At 70.0% G+C, this 16,606-nt stretch carries 15 protein-coding genes; 2 read left to right on the top strand and 13 right to left on the bottom strand.

Annotated features, from left to right (window positions below; all coding sequences use genetic code 11):
• Positions 1–82: 82 nt before the first annotated feature.
• Positions 83–1,057, bottom strand: coding sequence for a hypothetical protein (locus FGL94_RS01750; protein ID WP_144920351.1), 975 nt, complete (start codon positions 1,055–1,057; stop codon positions 83–85).
• Between the two features lie 142 nt (positions 1,058–1,199).
• Between FGL94_RS01750 and FGL94_RS01755 the strand changes: the two genes are divergently transcribed.
• On the top strand, positions 1,200–2,411 hold the full coding sequence (locus FGL94_RS01755) for an iron-containing alcohol dehydrogenase family protein (RefSeq protein ID WP_144920353.1): 1,212 nt from the start codon (positions 1,200–1,202) through the stop codon (positions 2,409–2,411).
• Positions 2,412–2,853: 442 nt separating this feature from the next.
• Here the strand turns inward: FGL94_RS01755 and FGL94_RS01760 are convergent, their stop codons facing one another.
• The 4 genes from FGL94_RS01760 to FGL94_RS01775 form a co-directional block, all read right to left on the bottom strand.
• Positions 2,854–4,356, bottom strand: a complete 1,503-nt coding sequence (locus FGL94_RS01760) for an MATE family efflux transporter (RefSeq protein WP_186313310.1) — start codon at positions 4,354–4,356, stop codon at positions 2,854–2,856.
• Positions 4,357–4,455: 99 nt separating this feature from the next.
• The gene (locus FGL94_RS01765; protein WP_144920356.1) at positions 4,456–4,884 is read right to left on the bottom strand and encodes an EamA family transporter; all 429 of its coding nucleotides are present in this window, start codon (positions 4,882–4,884) and stop codon (positions 4,456–4,458) included.
• A 30-nt stretch (positions 4,885–4,914) separates the two neighbouring features.
• Positions 4,915–6,624, bottom strand: a complete 1,710-nt coding sequence (locus FGL94_RS01770) for a histidine kinase N-terminal 7TM domain-containing protein (protein WP_144920358.1) — start codon at positions 6,622–6,624, stop codon at positions 4,915–4,917.
• 158 nt (positions 6,625–6,782) lie between these two features.
• Positions 6,783–8,006, bottom strand: coding sequence for a UbiA family prenyltransferase (locus FGL94_RS01775; protein ID WP_186313311.1), 1,224 nt, complete (start codon positions 8,004–8,006; stop codon positions 6,783–6,785).
• A gap of 193 nt (positions 8,007–8,199) precedes the next feature.
• Here FGL94_RS01775 and FGL94_RS01780 point away from each other — a divergent pair, with 193 nt between their 5' ends.
• Positions 8,200–8,967, top strand: coding sequence for a VOC family protein (locus tag FGL94_RS01780; protein WP_144920360.1), 768 nt, complete (start codon positions 8,200–8,202; stop codon positions 8,965–8,967).
• Positions 8,968–9,648: 681 nt separating this feature from the next.
• Here the strand turns inward: FGL94_RS01780 and FGL94_RS01785 are convergent.
• The 8 genes from FGL94_RS01785 to FGL94_RS01820 all read right to left on the bottom strand — a co-directional run bounded on the left by FGL94_RS01785 (position 9,649) and on the right by FGL94_RS01820 (position 16,527).
• Positions 9,649–12,474: a hybrid sensor histidine kinase/response regulator gene (locus tag FGL94_RS01785; RefSeq protein ID WP_144920362.1), complete on the bottom strand. Its 2,826-nt coding sequence runs from the start codon at positions 12,472–12,474 to the stop codon at positions 9,649–9,651.
• A 49-nt stretch (positions 12,475–12,523) separates the two neighbouring features.
• Positions 12,524–12,943 carry a Zn-ribbon domain-containing OB-fold protein gene (locus FGL94_RS01790; RefSeq protein WP_144920364.1) on the bottom strand — a complete coding sequence of 140 codons (420 nt, stop codon included), beginning with the start codon at positions 12,941–12,943 and terminating at the stop codon, positions 12,524–12,526.
• On the bottom strand, positions 12,940–14,106 hold the full coding sequence (locus FGL94_RS01795; RefSeq protein WP_144920366.1) for a thiolase domain-containing protein: 1,167 nt from the start codon (positions 14,104–14,106) through the stop codon (positions 12,940–12,942). Before FGL94_RS01795 ends, FGL94_RS01790 begins: the two co-directional genes overlap by 4 nt.
• Before the next feature lie 73 nt (positions 14,107–14,179).
• Positions 14,180–14,932, bottom strand: a complete 753-nt coding sequence (locus FGL94_RS01800; protein WP_144920368.1) for a proteasome assembly chaperone family protein — start codon at positions 14,930–14,932, stop codon at positions 14,180–14,182.
• Positions 14,933–15,030: 98 nt separating this feature from the next.
• Positions 15,031–15,213: an RNA-protein complex protein Nop10 gene (locus tag FGL94_RS01805; protein ID WP_050034107.1), complete on the bottom strand. Its 183-nt coding sequence runs from the start codon at positions 15,211–15,213 to the stop codon at positions 15,031–15,033.
• Between the two features lie 37 nt (positions 15,214–15,250).
• Entirely contained in the window at positions 15,251–16,051 is an 801-nt protein-coding gene (locus tag FGL94_RS01810) for a translation initiation factor IF-2 subunit alpha (protein WP_144920369.1), read from the bottom strand.
• A gap of 18 nt (positions 16,052–16,069) precedes the next feature.
• Entirely contained in the window at positions 16,070–16,243 is a 174-nt protein-coding gene (locus tag FGL94_RS01815; RefSeq protein ID WP_004050354.1) for a 30S ribosomal protein S27e, read from the bottom strand.
• Between the two features lie 2 nt (positions 16,244–16,245).
• Positions 16,246–16,527, bottom strand: a complete 282-nt coding sequence (locus FGL94_RS01820; protein WP_053771189.1) for a 50S ribosomal protein L44e — start codon at positions 16,525–16,527, stop codon at positions 16,246–16,248.
• Between the last annotated feature and the right edge of the window lie 79 nt (positions 16,528–16,606).

The following is a 16,606-nucleotide window of genomic DNA, read 5'->3' on the forward strand; positions in this document are numbered from 1 at the left end:
GGTGGAGGTAATCCATGCCGGGTTATAAAGGCGGCGCACGCGCGCGGGCGTGTGAGAGCCACCGTATAAAGAATCCGACAACTCACCGTCCGTCGAGTACAGACCGGGCCCGTTCGATGACCGCGGCGCGGACCCGCCTCGGATCCGCGTTCGCCCCGCCGCCGAACCGAACGGGCGTCTCCCTCGCGATCGACTCGACGACTCGGTCCGCGACCGCGTCGACGGTCGCGCCCTCCTTCCGCCGGGCGAGGTCGTCGACGACGCGCTCGAATCGCTCGTCGGTGGCGTACGCCGCGGCGATCGCCTCGGGGTCGTCGAGCGGCGGAACGTCGCGGTCGCCCCCTCGGCGGCTCTCGTCTGCATCTGTCGCCTCTCCCCCCGCGAGCAGCTTCCCGCGTCCCCCGCGCTTGTTGCGCACGACGACCCCGGCGGCGGGACCGTCGCGCCACGCCGACTCGGGAATCACGTACGCGCCTGGGTCGAAGTCGCGGCCGTTCACCTCGCGCTCGACCGCGTTGACCGGATCGAGGCCGACCCCCTCGAAGATGGACGCGGCGGCGTCGGGCGGTCGGAACGCCCCCGCCTTCGGTCCCTCTCGCGACTTCGCCTTCGGTCCCTCTCGCGACTTCGCCTTCGGTCCCTCTCGCGACTTCGCCTTCGGTCCCTCTCGCGATCCCGCCTCCGACCCCTCCCCCCTCCCGATCCACACGTCGGATCCGAGGAACGGCGGGAGCCGGTCCCAGTCGTAGTCAGTTCCCCGATGGTGGGTGGCGACGCCGAAGAAGACCACGTCCTCGGGGTCGTCGACGGCGTCTCGGAGGGCTTCGCGATCGAAGCGATCTCGGACATGCCTCACGGCGGACCGGAGCGCGAGCGGGACCGCTTCCGGCCCCGAGTACGTCGTTTCGGGGTCGCCGAAGCTGAGGAGGCCGGACTCGTCCATCCGAAATCGGAGTCCCGTCCCGTCGATCAGTTCGAGGAGCCAGAGGTGACCCGTGAGGAGCCCCTCGGCGGCCTGCGAGCCGCGAACGTCGGGGAGGGATGGAAACGAGCGCATGATGGCGTCGGTGATCGTCGAAGCGTGGGGCCCGGAGCGGGTTGGCTCTTTGGGGTCGCCCGCGGGACCGCGTGTGACGGACGCCCAGAGTGTGCCGCTCGTTCCCACAGCTACAAACCGCCGCCCGGCGTACCGGCGTTCGATGCTACCGATCGCGGACTCCTTCGAGCACGACTATCAGGGCTGTGAGATCCGGTACGGCCGCGGCCGCGTCGCCGAGCTCGGTGACGCCCTCAGAGAGCGAGGGCTCGGCGACGCGCTCGTCGTCTGCGGCTCGAACGTCGGCGCCAACGACGACCTGATGGGACCGATACGCGAGGGGCTCGGCGACCGGCTCGCGGGGGTATTCGACGGGACGACCCCGGACAAGCGCGTCGAGACCGCGTTCGACCTGCTCGACAAGCGGGCCGAGGCCGGCGCGGACGCCCTCGTCGCGGTCGGCGGCGGGAGCAGCCTCGACATCGCGCGGCAGGCGACGCTGCTCGACGTCGACGGACGGGACATCGCCGACCTCCGAGCGGACGCGGAGGAGGGAGCGGACGCGCTCGGCGACCTCGCGCCCGGAACCGACCCCGCGCTCCCCGTTGTCGTCATTCCGACGACGTTCGCGGGCGCGGACGTCTCCACGGGCGGCTCGTTGGAGGTGCTCGACGCGGACGCGTCGCCGACCGGTCAGCCGATGACCGTCAGCGGCGAGGGCGCGATGCCCGCGATCGACCTCGTGGACCCGGCGCTGTTCGAGACGACCCCGCGGTCGGCGCTGGCGGGCTCGGCGATGAACGGGTTCAACAAGGGGATCGAGACGCCGTACGCCGTCGACGCCTCGCCCGTGAGCGACGCGACCGCGGTCCACGGGACCCGGCTCCTGCGGGACGCGCTCCCGCACGTCGCCGGCGACCGCCCCGACGACCCCGCGGCGACCGACCGCGCCGTGGTCGGCGCGCTGCTCGTCCAGCTCGGGCGGAAGATCTCGGTGATCCACGCGTTCGGTCACGGGTTCGCGCGCCGGTACGACGTACAGCAGGGGGCCGTCCACGCGGTGGTCGCGCCGCACGTCCTCGCGTACCTCTTCGACGAGGTGGACGCGAGCCGGCGGGCGCTCGCGAACGGCCTCGGCGTCGCGACCGCGGGCCGCGACGACGCCGCGATCGCCGAGGACGTGGTCAGCGAGGTCGCCGCGGTCCGCGACTCCCTCCCGGTCCCCTCGCGACTCCGCGAGCTGGACCCGGTCGAGGAAGGCGACTTCCCCGCGATCGCCGAGTACATCGCCGACGACTGGTCGATGGACCGCGCGCCCGCCGCACTCGACGCGACGCCCGAGGCGATCGCGGGCGTGTTGCGCGAAGCGTGGTGAGGTCGATACGTCGATAGCGACGGGTGACTGCGAGGACCATTTATAAACAGATATGCGGTGGCGCGTGCCTGCGAGCGGGCCGGAGGCCCGCGAGTCAGCACGCGCGAGGGAGCCCGCGGCCGCCAGAGGCGGCCGCGGCGAGGCTGGGGAGGCGTGAGGCTGTGCGGTCGGGTGGGACTCAAAGGGGCAGCCGGCGAGGCGGGCGCAGGCGACGTAAGCACCGCAGGAACGAGCGAAGCGAGTGACGAGGAGCGCAGCGAGCGTGCGCCCGCCTCGCCGGCTGGGGCTTTAGAGGGGTGTTCGTCGTCGATCTGTGGTTAACCATTTATAAATAAGCGGCTGGGCCCTTGGAGGCTGACACTATCGGTTTTTCGTCAACCATTTATAAGCGAGTGGCTAGCACTTTGACGTTGTTCGCTACCGAGTTCCCGACGCTCTCGTCTTAATCATCAGCAGGCGCGTCCGGCCGGTACGCCTCGCTTATTTTCTTCCACTTCCCGGAGTGGAACCGCCAGTAGTTGATCGCGGCGGGGATCGTCGTCTCGGCGACGAACGCGAGATACACCCCCCACAGCCCGATCGCGGGGAGCGCGATCTCCGGGATCGTTACGCCGATCCCCGGCACGTCGATCGCGGGCGTCGCCTCGCGGGCCCCGACGTACGCCAGCGGGATCGACACGCAGAACATTCCGAGGAACTGGCTCGCGAAGGGGATCTTCGTGTCGCCGGCCGCGTCGAGCGGCCCCGCGGCGCCGCCGGAGATCCCCTGGAAGACGACGGCGACGCAGGCCGCGTACACGAGGTTCACGGCGATCGGGATCTCGGGGCTCTCCGGCGTCTCGGCGAACAGCGTCACGATGTCGGTCGCGAAGACGGCCGTCACCGCCGCGAAGACCACGTACGTCGCCACGGAGAAGCGGATGATGTCGCGGGCGTACGCCTCCGCCTCCGCGGGGTCCTCGCCGCCGAGTTCCTGCCCGACGAGACTGGAGGAGGCGAGCCCGAACCCCCAGCCGGGGGCGTTCATGATCCCCCAGATGCGGCGGGCGATGACGAACGCGGCGACGGTGTTCTCGCCGAACACGTCGAGGATGGCGAGCATCGGGAACTCCGCGACGGTCCACACGAGGTTGCGCGCGCCCACCGGGAGCCCGATCTCGACGAGGTCGCGGAGCATGTCCGGGTTCACGTACGAGCCGAACGGACTGATCGAGATCGGGAACTCGCCGATCCCGGGGACCCGGCCCCGCACGAGTCCGATCGCGAACGCGGCGACGGCGAGCACGTTCGAGAGGACGGTGCCGAGCGCGGCGCCCTCGACGCCCCAGCCCAGCCCGAAGATGAACGCGGCGCTGAACACGATGTTCGCGAGCGCGCCGCCCGCCCGGACCTGCATCGCGGTGTACGCGTCGTCGCAGCCGACGAGCACCCGGCTGCCGACGAGGTTGAGCGCCGCGAAGGGGACGCCGAGCCCGACGATCCGGAGGTAGTCGGCGCCGAACGCGATCGCGTCCTCGTTGCTACTTAACACGTCGATAAACCGCGTCGGGTACGTCCAGAAGGCGGCCGACACGGGGACCGTGATGAGGATCGCGAGGAGGACACTCGCACGGATCGCATCGCCCAGCTCCCCGTACGCCTCCGCGCCGAAGCGCTGGGAGACGAGGGCGATGGTACCGCCGGCGACGCCGCCGCCGAGCGCGAACGCGAGCCCCCAGTAAGGGCCGGCGAAGCCGACGCCGGCGACCGCGCTGGTGCCGACGGCGACGCCGACCATCGCCACGTCGACCGCGTTCTTCGACATCCGGGCGATCCCCGTGACGATCCGCGGCCACGCGAGGTCCGTGGTCCGGACCACGCGGTGGCGGTCGATCACCCCCGCCTTCGCGAGGGCGAAGCCGATGTAGAGGATGAGCGCGCGGAAGAGGTTCGGGAGGCGGGCCACTGCGGATACGCCCCTTTTTCCGTAGGTGATAAAGGGATTTCGTCACGCGGCGGGCCTTTCCGGATCGGGAGACCGAAACGAGCGACGACGAGGCCGACTTCAGGCACCCGACACGAGGTACACCGACGCCACGGCGAAGGCGATCCCCAGCGCCTTCCGCGCTGTGAACGACTCCCCCAGGAGGAGGAAGCCGATCACGGAGGAGAACACGAGGAACATCGCGAAGATGGGCGTCACGACGCTCACCGGACCGAGCGCGAGCGAGCGGTACAGCGCCAGGATTCCGATCCCGAGAAAGACCCCGGCGGCGAGCACGTGCACGATTTTCGGCGAGGCGAGGTGCCCGGTGAATCCCTGTCCGGTGTACGCGAGCACGCCGACCGCCATGCAGATGAGAAGCGAGTTCGAGACGACGACGGCCACGTCGCTCGGGATCGCGTCGGGGCCGGTCGTCGCGACGCGCATCAGCGGCGAGACCAGAGCGTACGCGCCCATCGCGAGCAGGGCGTACGGGAGATAGGTGTCCATAGTTCGGCATGGCCGGCGGCGGACAAGTGCCTACCGACCTGCGTTTCTCCCACCGGCCGCGCCCTCGTCGCCCCCGATCGGTACCGAGACCGCGACGACCGTCCCCCGCGGCTCCCGCTCCGCGAACGAGACGCTCCCGCCGACCTGATCGACCCCCCACTTCACGATCCAGAGCCCCAGCCCGCTGCCGTGTTCCAGCGGCGTCTCCGTGCCGCGTTTCAGGACCTCGCGCTCCGCGTCGTCGATCCCGGGGCCGTCGTCGGCCACGGAGAGCTCGACCCACCCCTCGTCCGTCACGGCGCTGAGCCACACCGAGGGCGGCTCGCTGTCGTTGTGCCGGACCGCGTTCGAACACAGGCTCTCCGCGACCACCCGCAACACCGCCGGGACCCGGACCGCCGGCACGTCGCCCTCGACGGAGACGTTCGCGTCCGGGTACTCGGTCCGAAGCGCCGCGGTCACCTCCCCGACGAGCGCGTCGAGCGCGACCGGCGGCGCCGACTTCGCCATCGGATCGAACAGCTCGCTGGCGGTCCGGGTGCGCTCGCTGAGGTCGAGGATGCGAGAGGCGCTTTTCTTGACCACCGTCAGCGCGTGCTCGTCGGTCGGATCCTCGCGGAGCAGGTCGGCGTACCCGTGGATCAGGTTCGTCTCCGTCCGCACGTCGTGTCTGAACACCCGGTTGAGCACGTCCAGCCGCTGCTGTTGCCCGAGGTACTCGCCCACGTCGTGGAACACCACCACCTCGCCGGTCGGCCGGTCGTGTCCGTCGGAGATACTCCGGACGGTGATATCGTACGGATGGCGGCCGTTCGTCCCCACGATCGAGAGCGGGGACCGGTCCGACTCCTCGACCGAGATGTCGCCGTACCGCGGGACGACCGCGTCGACCGGTTCCCCGACTGCGGCCCGCCGGTCGATGCCGAACGTGTCCGCGGCGCTCTGGTTCAAGTCGATCACGTACCCCTCGGTCCCGATCACGAACGCCGGGTCGTGGAGGTGTTCGAACACGAGCTGTCGCGCGCGACGACGCGGCGCCGGCGCGAGCGTGAGCAGCCGGAACCGGGAGAGCGCCAGCAGGTACGCGACCCCCGACACCGCGAACGCCAGCGGGGTCGGGTCGAGTCCGGCGACCGGGAACGCCCCGGTGAGGTGGAGGAGACTGCTGGCCCACGGCGCCGCCGTTCCCACCAGCAGTGCGGCGCTTTGGCCCCGGAAGGATCGCGCGTCGTCGCGGATGAGTTGCAGGATCGGGAACGACCCGAACAGTCCGAGCAGGTACGTGTACCCGGCGATGACGTAGTACCACGGCCCCGTGTCGACGCGGAGGAACGAGCCGACCGCGGTCGACGCGACCTCGCGGTCGGCGACGATGAGCCCCCACGGATCGCCGGCCGCCACGAGGGCGATCGTGACGACGGGCGTGACAAAGAGCGCCGCCACGAACCCCGGCGTCACGTACCGCTCTCGCCCCGTGTACTCCAGCGCGAACAGCAGCCACCCCACCGGAATGACCACCACGCCGAGCCACTGCACGTCGTACCAGAGCGATTTCGCCGCGACCGTCGGCGCCTCCAACTCGAAGACGAGGAACGTCGTCCACCAGACCTGCCCGACGAGCAGCACCGTCAGCCACGTCGCACCGGCCTCCGGCCGCTCGCGCCACGCGAGGATCGCCGCGGACGTGCCGGTAACGACGGCGGCAAGCAGCGCGACCGAAAGCGGGCTCAGCCCGATCACGGTTATTTTGCACGTAATCGGAATATAAATCATTTTGCTCTAGCGGTCGGTGATTCCCGTCTCCCGCAGGGTCGCGAGGCGGGAGACAGCGAGGCCGGCTCACGCTCGGTTCCCACGGTCTCCCATCCTGCGTCGGGTCCAGCAGACCCGGCGGTTCCTCACGCCGCGACGAACACGAGCGCGACCGCCACGACGAGGTAGCTGCAGTCGGGGGCGATACCCAACACCGCGTCGTTGGCGACGCGACCGGCGAGCGCGGTGACCCCGAGCGACGCCGCGATCCCGACGCCGAGCGCCGCGGCGACCCCCGGCGCGAGGACCCCGGCCGCCGTCGCCGCCGCCAGCGTCGCCGCCGTGGCGGTGTCGACCCCGTACAGCACGCGGCGAGTCCGAGCGACACCGAGGACGATCGGGAGCGTCGCGACGCCCGCCGCGGCGTCCGCCTCCACGTCCCGGACGTTCGGGAGCTCGGCGTCGACGAACGACCGAAGCAGGAAGTACGCGAACGCGACCGCGACGGCCGGCCCGATCGGCGCCGCGCCGGGCGACGCGGGACCGAGAGCCACGGAACCGGCGAACGCCAGCGGGAGGAGCGTGACCGCGAGCGCCCACCCGGAGGCGACGACGACGGAGCTGACGACGGGCACCTCTTTCAGTCGCGGGAGCCGCAGCCCGGTCCCGAAGTCGCCGTCAGGTGTGATCGATCGGACCGCCCGCCCGAGGTTCGGGAGCCAGTCGGAGGCGTACGCGATCCAGAACGCACCCGGGAGCAGCGCGACGCCCAGCGCGAGCGGTCCGCCGACGGTCGCGAGCGCCAGGGCGAACCCGTAGGCGACGGCGGCGGCGACCATCAGCTGATCGCCGTACCGGCGCGCGATCCGCGCGCGTTCGGGTGTCGACCGGGCGTCTGCCGCCGCGTCGGAGACGTGGTCGACGGTGTACACCGCGAACGCGACGAGCCCGACCACGGCCGGCGCGGGCGAGAGCGGCACGCCCAGCAGGACGGTCGCGATGACCGTCTCGATCGCGGCGATCGCCGCCACGAAGGGGGAGCCGGAGGCGAACCCGACGATCGACTGTAACAGTGCGGAACCGGGGGCGGTCGGTTCGGTTGCGGTCGATCGGACCGGTCCGGTTGCGGTCGGTTCGGTCGACACCGCCTCGGTAGGCGGCGACGAATCCGCGGTGGCGGCCGGTTCGGTGGGTCGTGTCGGGTCTCTCTCGACCGTCGCTCCGGTCCGAGCGGATCCGGCTGCGACCGTCGCTTCGGTGTCGATCCCCCTCGATTCGGGGATCGGTTCCGCGTCGAGAGTTGGTTCGGCGCGATACGACTCGTCGATGCCGTCGATCGTGGTCGACGGCGGGTCTCGTGTGTCTTGCATCGATCGGCGGGCGGCGCCGTCCGCGGCACCCCCCGCGGATTACGTATCAGACCGAGAGAATATCTATCAATCCCAAAGTAACCGAAGAAAACGCGGACGAGGTTTGTCGCGACCCCCGCCGCGCGACGGGTGGGGCGCGGCCAGCCTCCCACCCCTTCAGTACGCTTTTGAGGCGAGCGACCGATGATCGGGTATGGACGGAACCTTCGATCACGTGATGATCCGCGTCGAGGACCTCGAAGAGAGCCTCGACTGGTATCAGACGCACCTGAACTACGAGGAGAAGGGCCGCTGGGAGGCCGACACCTTCACCAACGTCTACCTCGGCCCCGAGGAGATGCACGAGGACGGCGCGACCCTAGAGCTCACCTACAACCACGGCGACCACACCTACGAGATCGGTGACGCGTGGGGCCACATCGCCGTGCGCGTCCCGGAGGACGCCCTTCAGGAGTCGTACGATCAGCTGATGGCGGAGGGCGTCGAGGACTACCGCGACCCCGAGTCCTGCGGGAACCGCTACGCGTTCGTGAAGGACCCCGACGGCCACGAGATCGAGATCGTCAAGCGCGACTACGGCGCGAAGTGGAGCATCGACCACACGATGATCCGCGTCGAGGACGCCGACGAGGCGCTCGGCTACTGGACCCGCAAGTTCGAGCACACCGAGGCGCGCGGGCGCTGGGAGGCCGACACCTTCGCGAACTACTTCATGGCCCCCGAGGACGCGCCGAAGGAGGCGATGAAACTGGAGCTCACCTACAACTACGACGGCCGCGAGTACACGATGGGCGACGGCTGGGGCCACCTCTGCGTCCGCGTCGACGACCTCGACGAGGCGTGGGACACCCTGATGACTCGCGAGGCGGTCGACTACCGCGATCCGGAGTCGTGTGACCACAACTACGCGTTCACGAAGGACCAGGACGGCCACGAGATCGAACTGCTCACCCGGGAGTAAGTCGGGTCGGGCGGGCGTTCGGGTTTTTGAGACGGTTGCGATCCGTGTTCGCTGAGCGTCCAGCGTCGCACGCGGTCAGTTCCGACAGCCAGTGATCGATAGCGAGAGTACGTATCGCACGTCGTGAGTGGGTACGTATCGTACGTCGTGAGTGGGTACGTATCGTACGTCGTGAGTGGGTACGTATCGCACGTCGTGAGTGGGTACGTATCGTACGTCGTGAGTGTGGTCGTTTATAAGGCGGATCGTGGTGTTGCTATCGGCTGTTTATAAGCGATCGACGGCTTTGCGGTGAACACTTCCAAAGCCCCAGCCGTGAGGCCGCAGTACGCTCGGTGTGCTCCTCGCTCGTGTTGCTCGCTCGTGTTGCTCGCTGCGGTGCTTCCGTCGCCTACTGCGGCCTCACGGCTGCCCCTTTGAGTCCCGCCCGGCACCGCAACCGCACAGCCTCACACCTCCCCAGCCTCGTCGCTGGCGGCAGTAGCCGCCAGCGACTCCCTCGCGCGGTGCTGCTCGGCCGCGAAGCGGCCTCGCAGGCACGCGCCACCGCACAGCCGCGTTCATTTATAAGCGATCGTCGCCATCGCTTACGACAATTTAAATACCGGATCGCGATCACCGATCTGCAACACCCACCCCCGCTATCGATCGGGGGTCGGCTCGTAACAACCGCCTATCACGTCACTCGCCCGCCGGCTCCACGCCGGTCACCTCGAACCGGGCGCCTCCCTCACGCCCCGCCGTGACCCGAACCGACCAGCCGTGGGCCGTCGCCACCTGCTCGACGATCCGCAGGCCGAAGCCGGTCCCCTCCTGTGAGGTCGAGTAGCCGACGTCGAACACCTGATCGCGCTCGTCTTCGGGGATCCCCGGGCCGTCGTCCTCGACGAAGAAGCCGACCTCGTCGCTCGCGTCGCCTCCCGCTCCGTCGTCGCCGCCATTCGCACCGCCCCCGAGCGCGCCCACGGCGATCGCCACGTCGTCGCCGCCATTCGCACCGCCCCCGAGCGCGCCCACGGCGATCGCCACGTCGTCGCCCCCGTGTTCGACCGCGTTCCGCATTAAGTTCTCGACGAGCTGCCTGAGCCGGCTCTCGTCGGCCCGGAGCCACAGGTCATCGTCGACGGTCAGCGTCGCGTCCGCGGTCTCGACGGTCTGCCAGCAGGACTCGACGACGGCGGAGAGCCGAACCGGCTCCGTCTCGCTGACCCGCTCGCCCTCGCGGGCGAGCGTGAGCAGGTCGGCGATCAGCGTGTTCATCCGCTCGTGGGCGGCCGCGGCCGCGTCGAGGTGCTCGCTGTCGCACTCGTCGCCGGCCAGTTCCACCCGCCCTTGCGCCACGTTCAGGGGGTTTCGGAGGTCGTGGGAGACGACGCTGGCGAACTCAGCCAGCCGGTCGTTCTGGCGCTCCAGTTCCGCGCTCCGCTCGTGGAGGCGGCTGGTCCGCGCCGCCGCGTTGAGCGCCGTTTCGGCCGCGGTCGCGAGGATCCGCGCGAGGTGCTCGTCGGTCCCGTCGAACACGCCGGGCTCGGTCTCGCCGACGGAGATGGTCCCGTGTGCACCGACGGGGAGGATCATCAGACTCCGGAGTCCCGTCCCGCTGTCGACCGCGCCCGCCGTCTCGATGTCGTCGTACACGCGGGGGTCGCCCGCCTCGAACGCCCTCCAGTTGAGGCTCCCACTGTCGGGAGTGAACACGCCCCGCTCGGGGAGCACCTCCTCGACCGCTTCCGACACCGCGACGGGCACGAGCCCGCCGGCGTCCTCGTCGTACAGCCGGACGGTGACCACGGAGAACCCGAGCACCTCCTCGGCGGCCTCGACGACGCGCTCGGCGATCTCTTCCGGGGAGTCGGCTCGGATCAGGCTCCGCGTCGCGTCGTGGAGTCGCTCTAAGCTGGTCTCACGGGCGACGCGGTCCAACGCGGCCTCGAGGTGGTTCGCGAGGATCTCCGCGATGAGCACGTCGGTCTCGGTGAACGCGTGTGGCTCCGACGAAGAGATGACGAACAGCCCGTGGTCGCCGATCGGATGGAGGACGATGCTCTCGGCGGGCGTCTCCTCGTCGAGCGACTCGGCCGCCGACAGGTCGCCGACGGAGAACGGCTCGTCGCCGCGGTACGCCTCCCACGCGAGGGCGTCCCGCGTCCCGGGCGGGGAGTCACGGTCGTAGGAGGGCTGTTCGTCGAAGAACGACGGCACCGACTCGGCGAGCGCGGCGGGCTCGAGCGTGTCTCCGGTCTCGCTCACGAGGTGGATCCCGCTTAGCCCCGCTCCGACGATTTCGTCCGCGGCGTCGACGGCCAGCTGTGTCGTCTCCTCGATCGTCCGCGTGTAGTTGAGGTCTCGCGTCCACTCGCGGAGCCGCGACAGCTTCTCCTCGCGCCGCTTGCGGTCCGAGATGTCGCGGGTGTTGATCACGAACCCGCCGACTCCGTGTTCGTCGAGTCGGTTGCTCCCGACCGACTCGACCCACAGGTACCCGCCGTCCGCGTCCTCCAGCCGGTATTCGACCGTCGGTTCGGTCTCGTCGCCGGTGATCGACCGCGAGAACGCCTCGACGACCCGCTCGCGGTCCTTCGGGTGGACGTACGAGAACGCGTCCTCGCCGACCAGATCCGCCGGATCGTGACCGAGGATCCCCTCGACCGAGGGGCTCGCGTACTGGAACGTCCCGTTCGCGTCGAGCGCGGTGACGATGTCGCCGGACTGCTCCACGAACGCCCGGTGACGCTCTCGCTCCGTCACGTCCCGGATGATGCCGACGAACCGCCGCTCGCCGTCCTCCTCGAACTCTCCGAAGGAGATCGACAGGGCGATCTCGCGGCCGTCGCGGTGCTTTCCGGGAAACTCGACGGCCGACCAGTCCATCGAGCGCTCACCGGTCGCGCAGTACCGCTCGACCGCCTCGTAGTGCACCTCTTGCTTCCGTTCCGGCATCAGCGTCCCCAGCGACTCGCCCTCCAGCTCAGCGGGCGAGTAGCCGAACAGCCGTTCGACCGCCGGGTTCGCGAACCGGATCCGGCTGTCGGCGTCGATGGTGACGATCGCGTCCATCGAGTGGTCGGTGATCGCCCGCAGGTGGGCCTGCGTCCGGTCGGCCTCGCGCTCGATCCGGCACTTCTCGACCGCGTCGGTGACGCGGTTCGCCAGGATCTCGTACTGCTCGGTGCCGCCGTCCTTCTGGAGGTAGTCGGTCACGCCCGCGGAGATCGCCTCGCTGGCGACCGACTCCGACCCCTTTCCGGTGTAGAGGATGAAGGGGATCTCCGGGTCGCGCTCGCGGACCGCCTCGAGGAACTCGATCCCGTTCGGCCCCGGCATGTCGTGGTCGGAGACGACACAGTCGACCTCGGTGTCCGGGTCGCCGAGGCGTTCGAGCCCCTCAGTGGCGTTCGAGGCGGTTTCGACCGCGATCCGCGGATCCTCTCGTTCGAGGAACGACGCCGTGATCTCCGCGAGATCCGGGTCGTCGTCGACGTGGAGCACGCGGATGCGGTCACCCATGGACTCGGGGTACTCGTGACGCCGGCATAACCGTTTGGACCGTCGGTCCCTACTCCCCGTCCGCCGGCCGGAAGACCACGAGCGGATCGCCGTCGGTCGCGCGCTCCTCGACGCCGACCGCGACTCGATCGCCGACTGCGACCCGGTCAGCGATCTCGACGGCGTCGGTCGCGGGCTCGGCCCCCCGGAGGACGCCGGTGAGACGGACCGGCCCGAACTCGGCGATCGCGTTCACGTAGGGGGTGTCGTCGGCGAACCGCGGTCCGGCGACGTGGACGACGCTGTACGTCTCGACGGTCCCGGTCTCGGCGAGCGGCTCCTCGGAGAGCGCCGTCGATCCGCACTCCGGGCACACCCGGCGCGGCGGGAGCGATCCGTGTCCGTCCGGGCAGACGAGGGCGTACCCCTCGCCGTCCGCGAGGGCGTCGAGCCACTCGTCGTAGCCCGCGTTGCTCGCGGGGGCGCTCATTCCGCCACCTCCAGCACGTGGACGACCGCGCTGGCCACCGTCCCGCCGGCGTTGTGCGCGACGCCGACCTCGGCGTCGGCGACGCGCTCGCTGTTCGGGTGGTCGCCCCGCAGTAGCCGGGTGAGTTCCGCGATCTGCGAGCCGCCGGTCGCGCCGACCGGGTGGCCCTTCGCCTTCAGCCCGCCCGAGAGGTTCACGGGGAGGTCACCGCCGGCGGTCGTGACTCCGTCGCGGGCGGCCCCGATCCCCTCACCGTGCGCGAAGAAGCCGAGCGACTCCAGCGCGAGCACCTCCGCGATGGTGAAGCAGTCGTGGACCTCCGCCACGTCGACGTCGTCTGGGCCGACCCCGGCGTCCGCGTAGGCCGCGTCGGCCGCGTCGTCGGCGGCGGGGGTGCGCGCGAGGTGTTCGCGGTCCGCGAGCGCCATCCGGTCGGTCCCCTGTCCGGTCCCCGTTACCGCGACGGGAGCGTCCACGTCGTGGCCGGCGGCGTACTCCTCGGAGACGATCACGAGCGCGCTCGCGCCGTCGGTGATCGGACAGGCGTCGTAGAGGTGAAGCGGTTCGGCGACGGGCGGGGCGTCCAGCGCCTTCTCGACGGGCACCTCCTTCCGGTACTGGGCGTACTCGTTGGGGACCGCGTTCGCGTGGTTCTTCGCGGCGACGTGTGCCAGATCGCGACGCCCCCCGCCGTACGCGTCGAAGTAGGCGGTCGCCATCAGCGCGTACGCGCCGGGGAACGTCACTCCGGCCCGCACCTCGAACAGGTCGTCGGCGGCGATGGCGAGCCCCTCGGTCACCTCGTCGGTCGGGAGGTTGGTCATGCGCTCCATCCCGCCGGCCAACACCACGTCGGCCTCGCCCGCGCGGACGGTCCGGACCGCCTCGCGGACCGCGACGCCGGCCGAGGCGCACGCCTCCTCGTAGCGGGTCGACGGGCAGTTCACCCCGGCCGCCTCGGCCATCAGCGGCGCCTGGTGACCCTGGTGCTCGGCGAGCGCGCCCATGAAGTTGCCGTAGTTCAGCTCGTCGACGTCCTCGCGGGGGACGCCGGCGTCCTCGAACGCCCGCAGCGCGGCCGTCGCGAAGAGGTCGCGGCCCGTCCGGTCCGGGTGGCTCCCGAACTGCGTGAGCCCGACTCCGGCGACGCGTACGTCGGTCATACACGAACAATAGTCCGGATCCGGTTTATCGCTGCCGGAACCGGTGGCGAATCGTCGATATCGGGGGGACGGACTACCCGATGTACCGCAGGTCGTCGTCCGGCACCGCCGGCCCGTCCTGCATCTCCTGGATCTTGCCGACGACCTCCTCCATCTCCTCGGCGCGGTCCTCTAAGCTCTCGTAGCCGACGGAGAAGTCGAGGCGGTCCGCGAGCACTTCGAGCACCGCCTGCGCGCTCTTCGGGTCGACGAGGTAGCCGCTCGTCTCGCCCATCAGGCAGGCGGCGTCGAAGCCGCGTCGACCGCCGAGCCCGAGCACGAGCCCGGAGACGCCGACGATGCCGCCCGCGGGTTCGTCCGGTCGGAACTCGACGCCGACCTCCTCCAGCTCGTCGACGAGATCGCCGTTAGAGACCGCGCCGAGCACGGTGTACTCCTCGACGAGCTCGCCGGTCGGCACGCCGCCGAGCGCGTACGCGCGGGTCGCGCCGAACTCCTCGGCGACGTCGAGGAACGTCGTGGTGAGCGTGTAGTGGCCCTTGTTCGAGCCGGCCTGGTGGTCGCCGGTCAACACGAGCAGGTCGGCGCCGTCGGTCTCGACCGCGTGGAACTCCGCGCAGGTCAGATCCGCGACGCCGTCGCCGTCGACGTTCACCTGCGGCGGGAACTCGGTGGTGTACACGCGGCGGACTAACTCGCCGTCGAACTCCTCTAACAGGTGCTCGGCCGCGAGCTTTCCCACGTGGCCGACGCCCGGCAACCCCTCGATGAGCACCGGGTCGTCGAGCTCCGGCGTCGCGACCTCGTCGATCTCGATGTCGTCCATACCGGGGTACTCCGGGCGGGGCTCACAAGAGGGTGGCTATTCCGGTGTTGCGCGCGGCTCGGCGTCGAAAGGGAGCGTCGGCGACGTCGGGACTCGCGCTACTCCGACGCCCGCCGCCGCGCCCGCCGCCGGTACTCCCCGTAGGGGTCCTCGGGGCTGAACGGCGCCGGCGCGCTGTTCTCGGTCGGGCCGTCGCACTCCGGGCAGCGCTCGCCGAGCGCGTACACCGGTCGGTCGTGGGCGGTCTCCCAGTTCGCGCAGACGCGGATGTCGGATTTCACGGGTTCGGAGGTAGAGTGAAAAGCGAACCGCGGGCGACTACTCGTCGTCCTCGCGGCGCTCGCGGTGGAACTCGCCGATGCCGCCGGCGGCCTCGATAGCCTCGCGGGCGCGGGCCGCGGCGGCCTCGAGCTGGTCCTCGGCCGTCTTGTAGTCGGGCGCGCGGACCTTGATCCGGTACTCGGGCGAGCCGACGTAGCCGACCTCGAGGTCGACTCCGTCCGGGATCTCGCCGTTGCCCTCGGCCGCGGTGAGCGCCTCGCGCACGTCGTCGACGCCGTCGGGGGCCGCGGACTCCAAGTCGACGTAGCCGGTCACGTCGACGTACGGGACGGAGACGTTGTCGCGAGCGGCCTCGACGACCGCGTCGCGGGCGTCGTCGTCGATGTCGACGTCTTCGAGCGCCTCGTCGCCGCTGATAGCGGCCGCCTCGAAGGCGTCGTACAGCGAGTCGTACTCGACGAGGAGGGCGTTGGCGACCTCGGTGTAGCGGTCGTCGTCGACGTCCTCGCCGAGCGCGATCAGCATCCAGTTGTCGGCCTTCTGCGAGTTCTTCCAGGCCTGTATCTTGTCCTTGCGCTGGTGTTCGTTGACGTCTTTGATCGAGAGGTCGATCTGGTTCGACGACTCGTCGACGTCGAGCACCTTCGCGACGACCGTCTGCCCCTCGCGGACGTGGTCGCGGACGTTCTTGATCCAGCCGGAAGCGACCTCGCTGATGTGGCAGAGGCCGCGCTTGTCCTCGTACTCGTCGAGGTCGACGAACACGCCGAAGTCGGCGATCTCGTCGACGTCGCCGACCACCAGCTCGCCGGGTTCGGGCCAGCCGCTGTACTTCATACGGGGGTGGTGAGGCGGTTACCGCGCCTCAACGGTTTCGACGATCTCGCCGTGGAGCTCGGCCTCCCCGCCGGTCGGGGTCGCGAGGGTCGTGCCGCAGACCGCGCACGACACCGTCGAGGAGGCTTTGCCGAAGACGACCTGTTCGTTCTCGCAGTCGCCGCAGGCGACGCGGTGGAAGCTTCCCGCCATGCTTACTCCTGGAACGTGAGCCGGCCGGCGCGCCATCCCTCGCGCATGTGGGCCTTGCCGCAGTCGCCGCAGCGGTACTTCAGGTGGGTCTTCTTGGTCGGCTTGTCGCCACCGGGCACCTTCGAGTACCCGCCGGCGTTGCCGATCGTCGCGAGCGCGCGGCGTCGCTGGCGCGCGTCGCGTTTCATTCCGGTCGCCCGACCCGATCGAACCTTCTCCACTTCGTGCTCCTGGTGGGAGTCACAGTGTGGACAGTACGTGTTGAAACGACGTGGCATCTCCATGGATATCGACCTTGAATCGCGGTTCGTCGCCGACGCTTAAAACGGGTTTGGTCTTGCCCGCTGGCGGCGGCACGCTCGC

The organism is Halorubrum salsamenti, from assembly GCF_007671685.1.
Classification (GTDB): Archaea; Halobacteriota; Halobacteria; order Halobacteriales; family Haloferacaceae; genus Halorubrum; species Halorubrum salsamenti.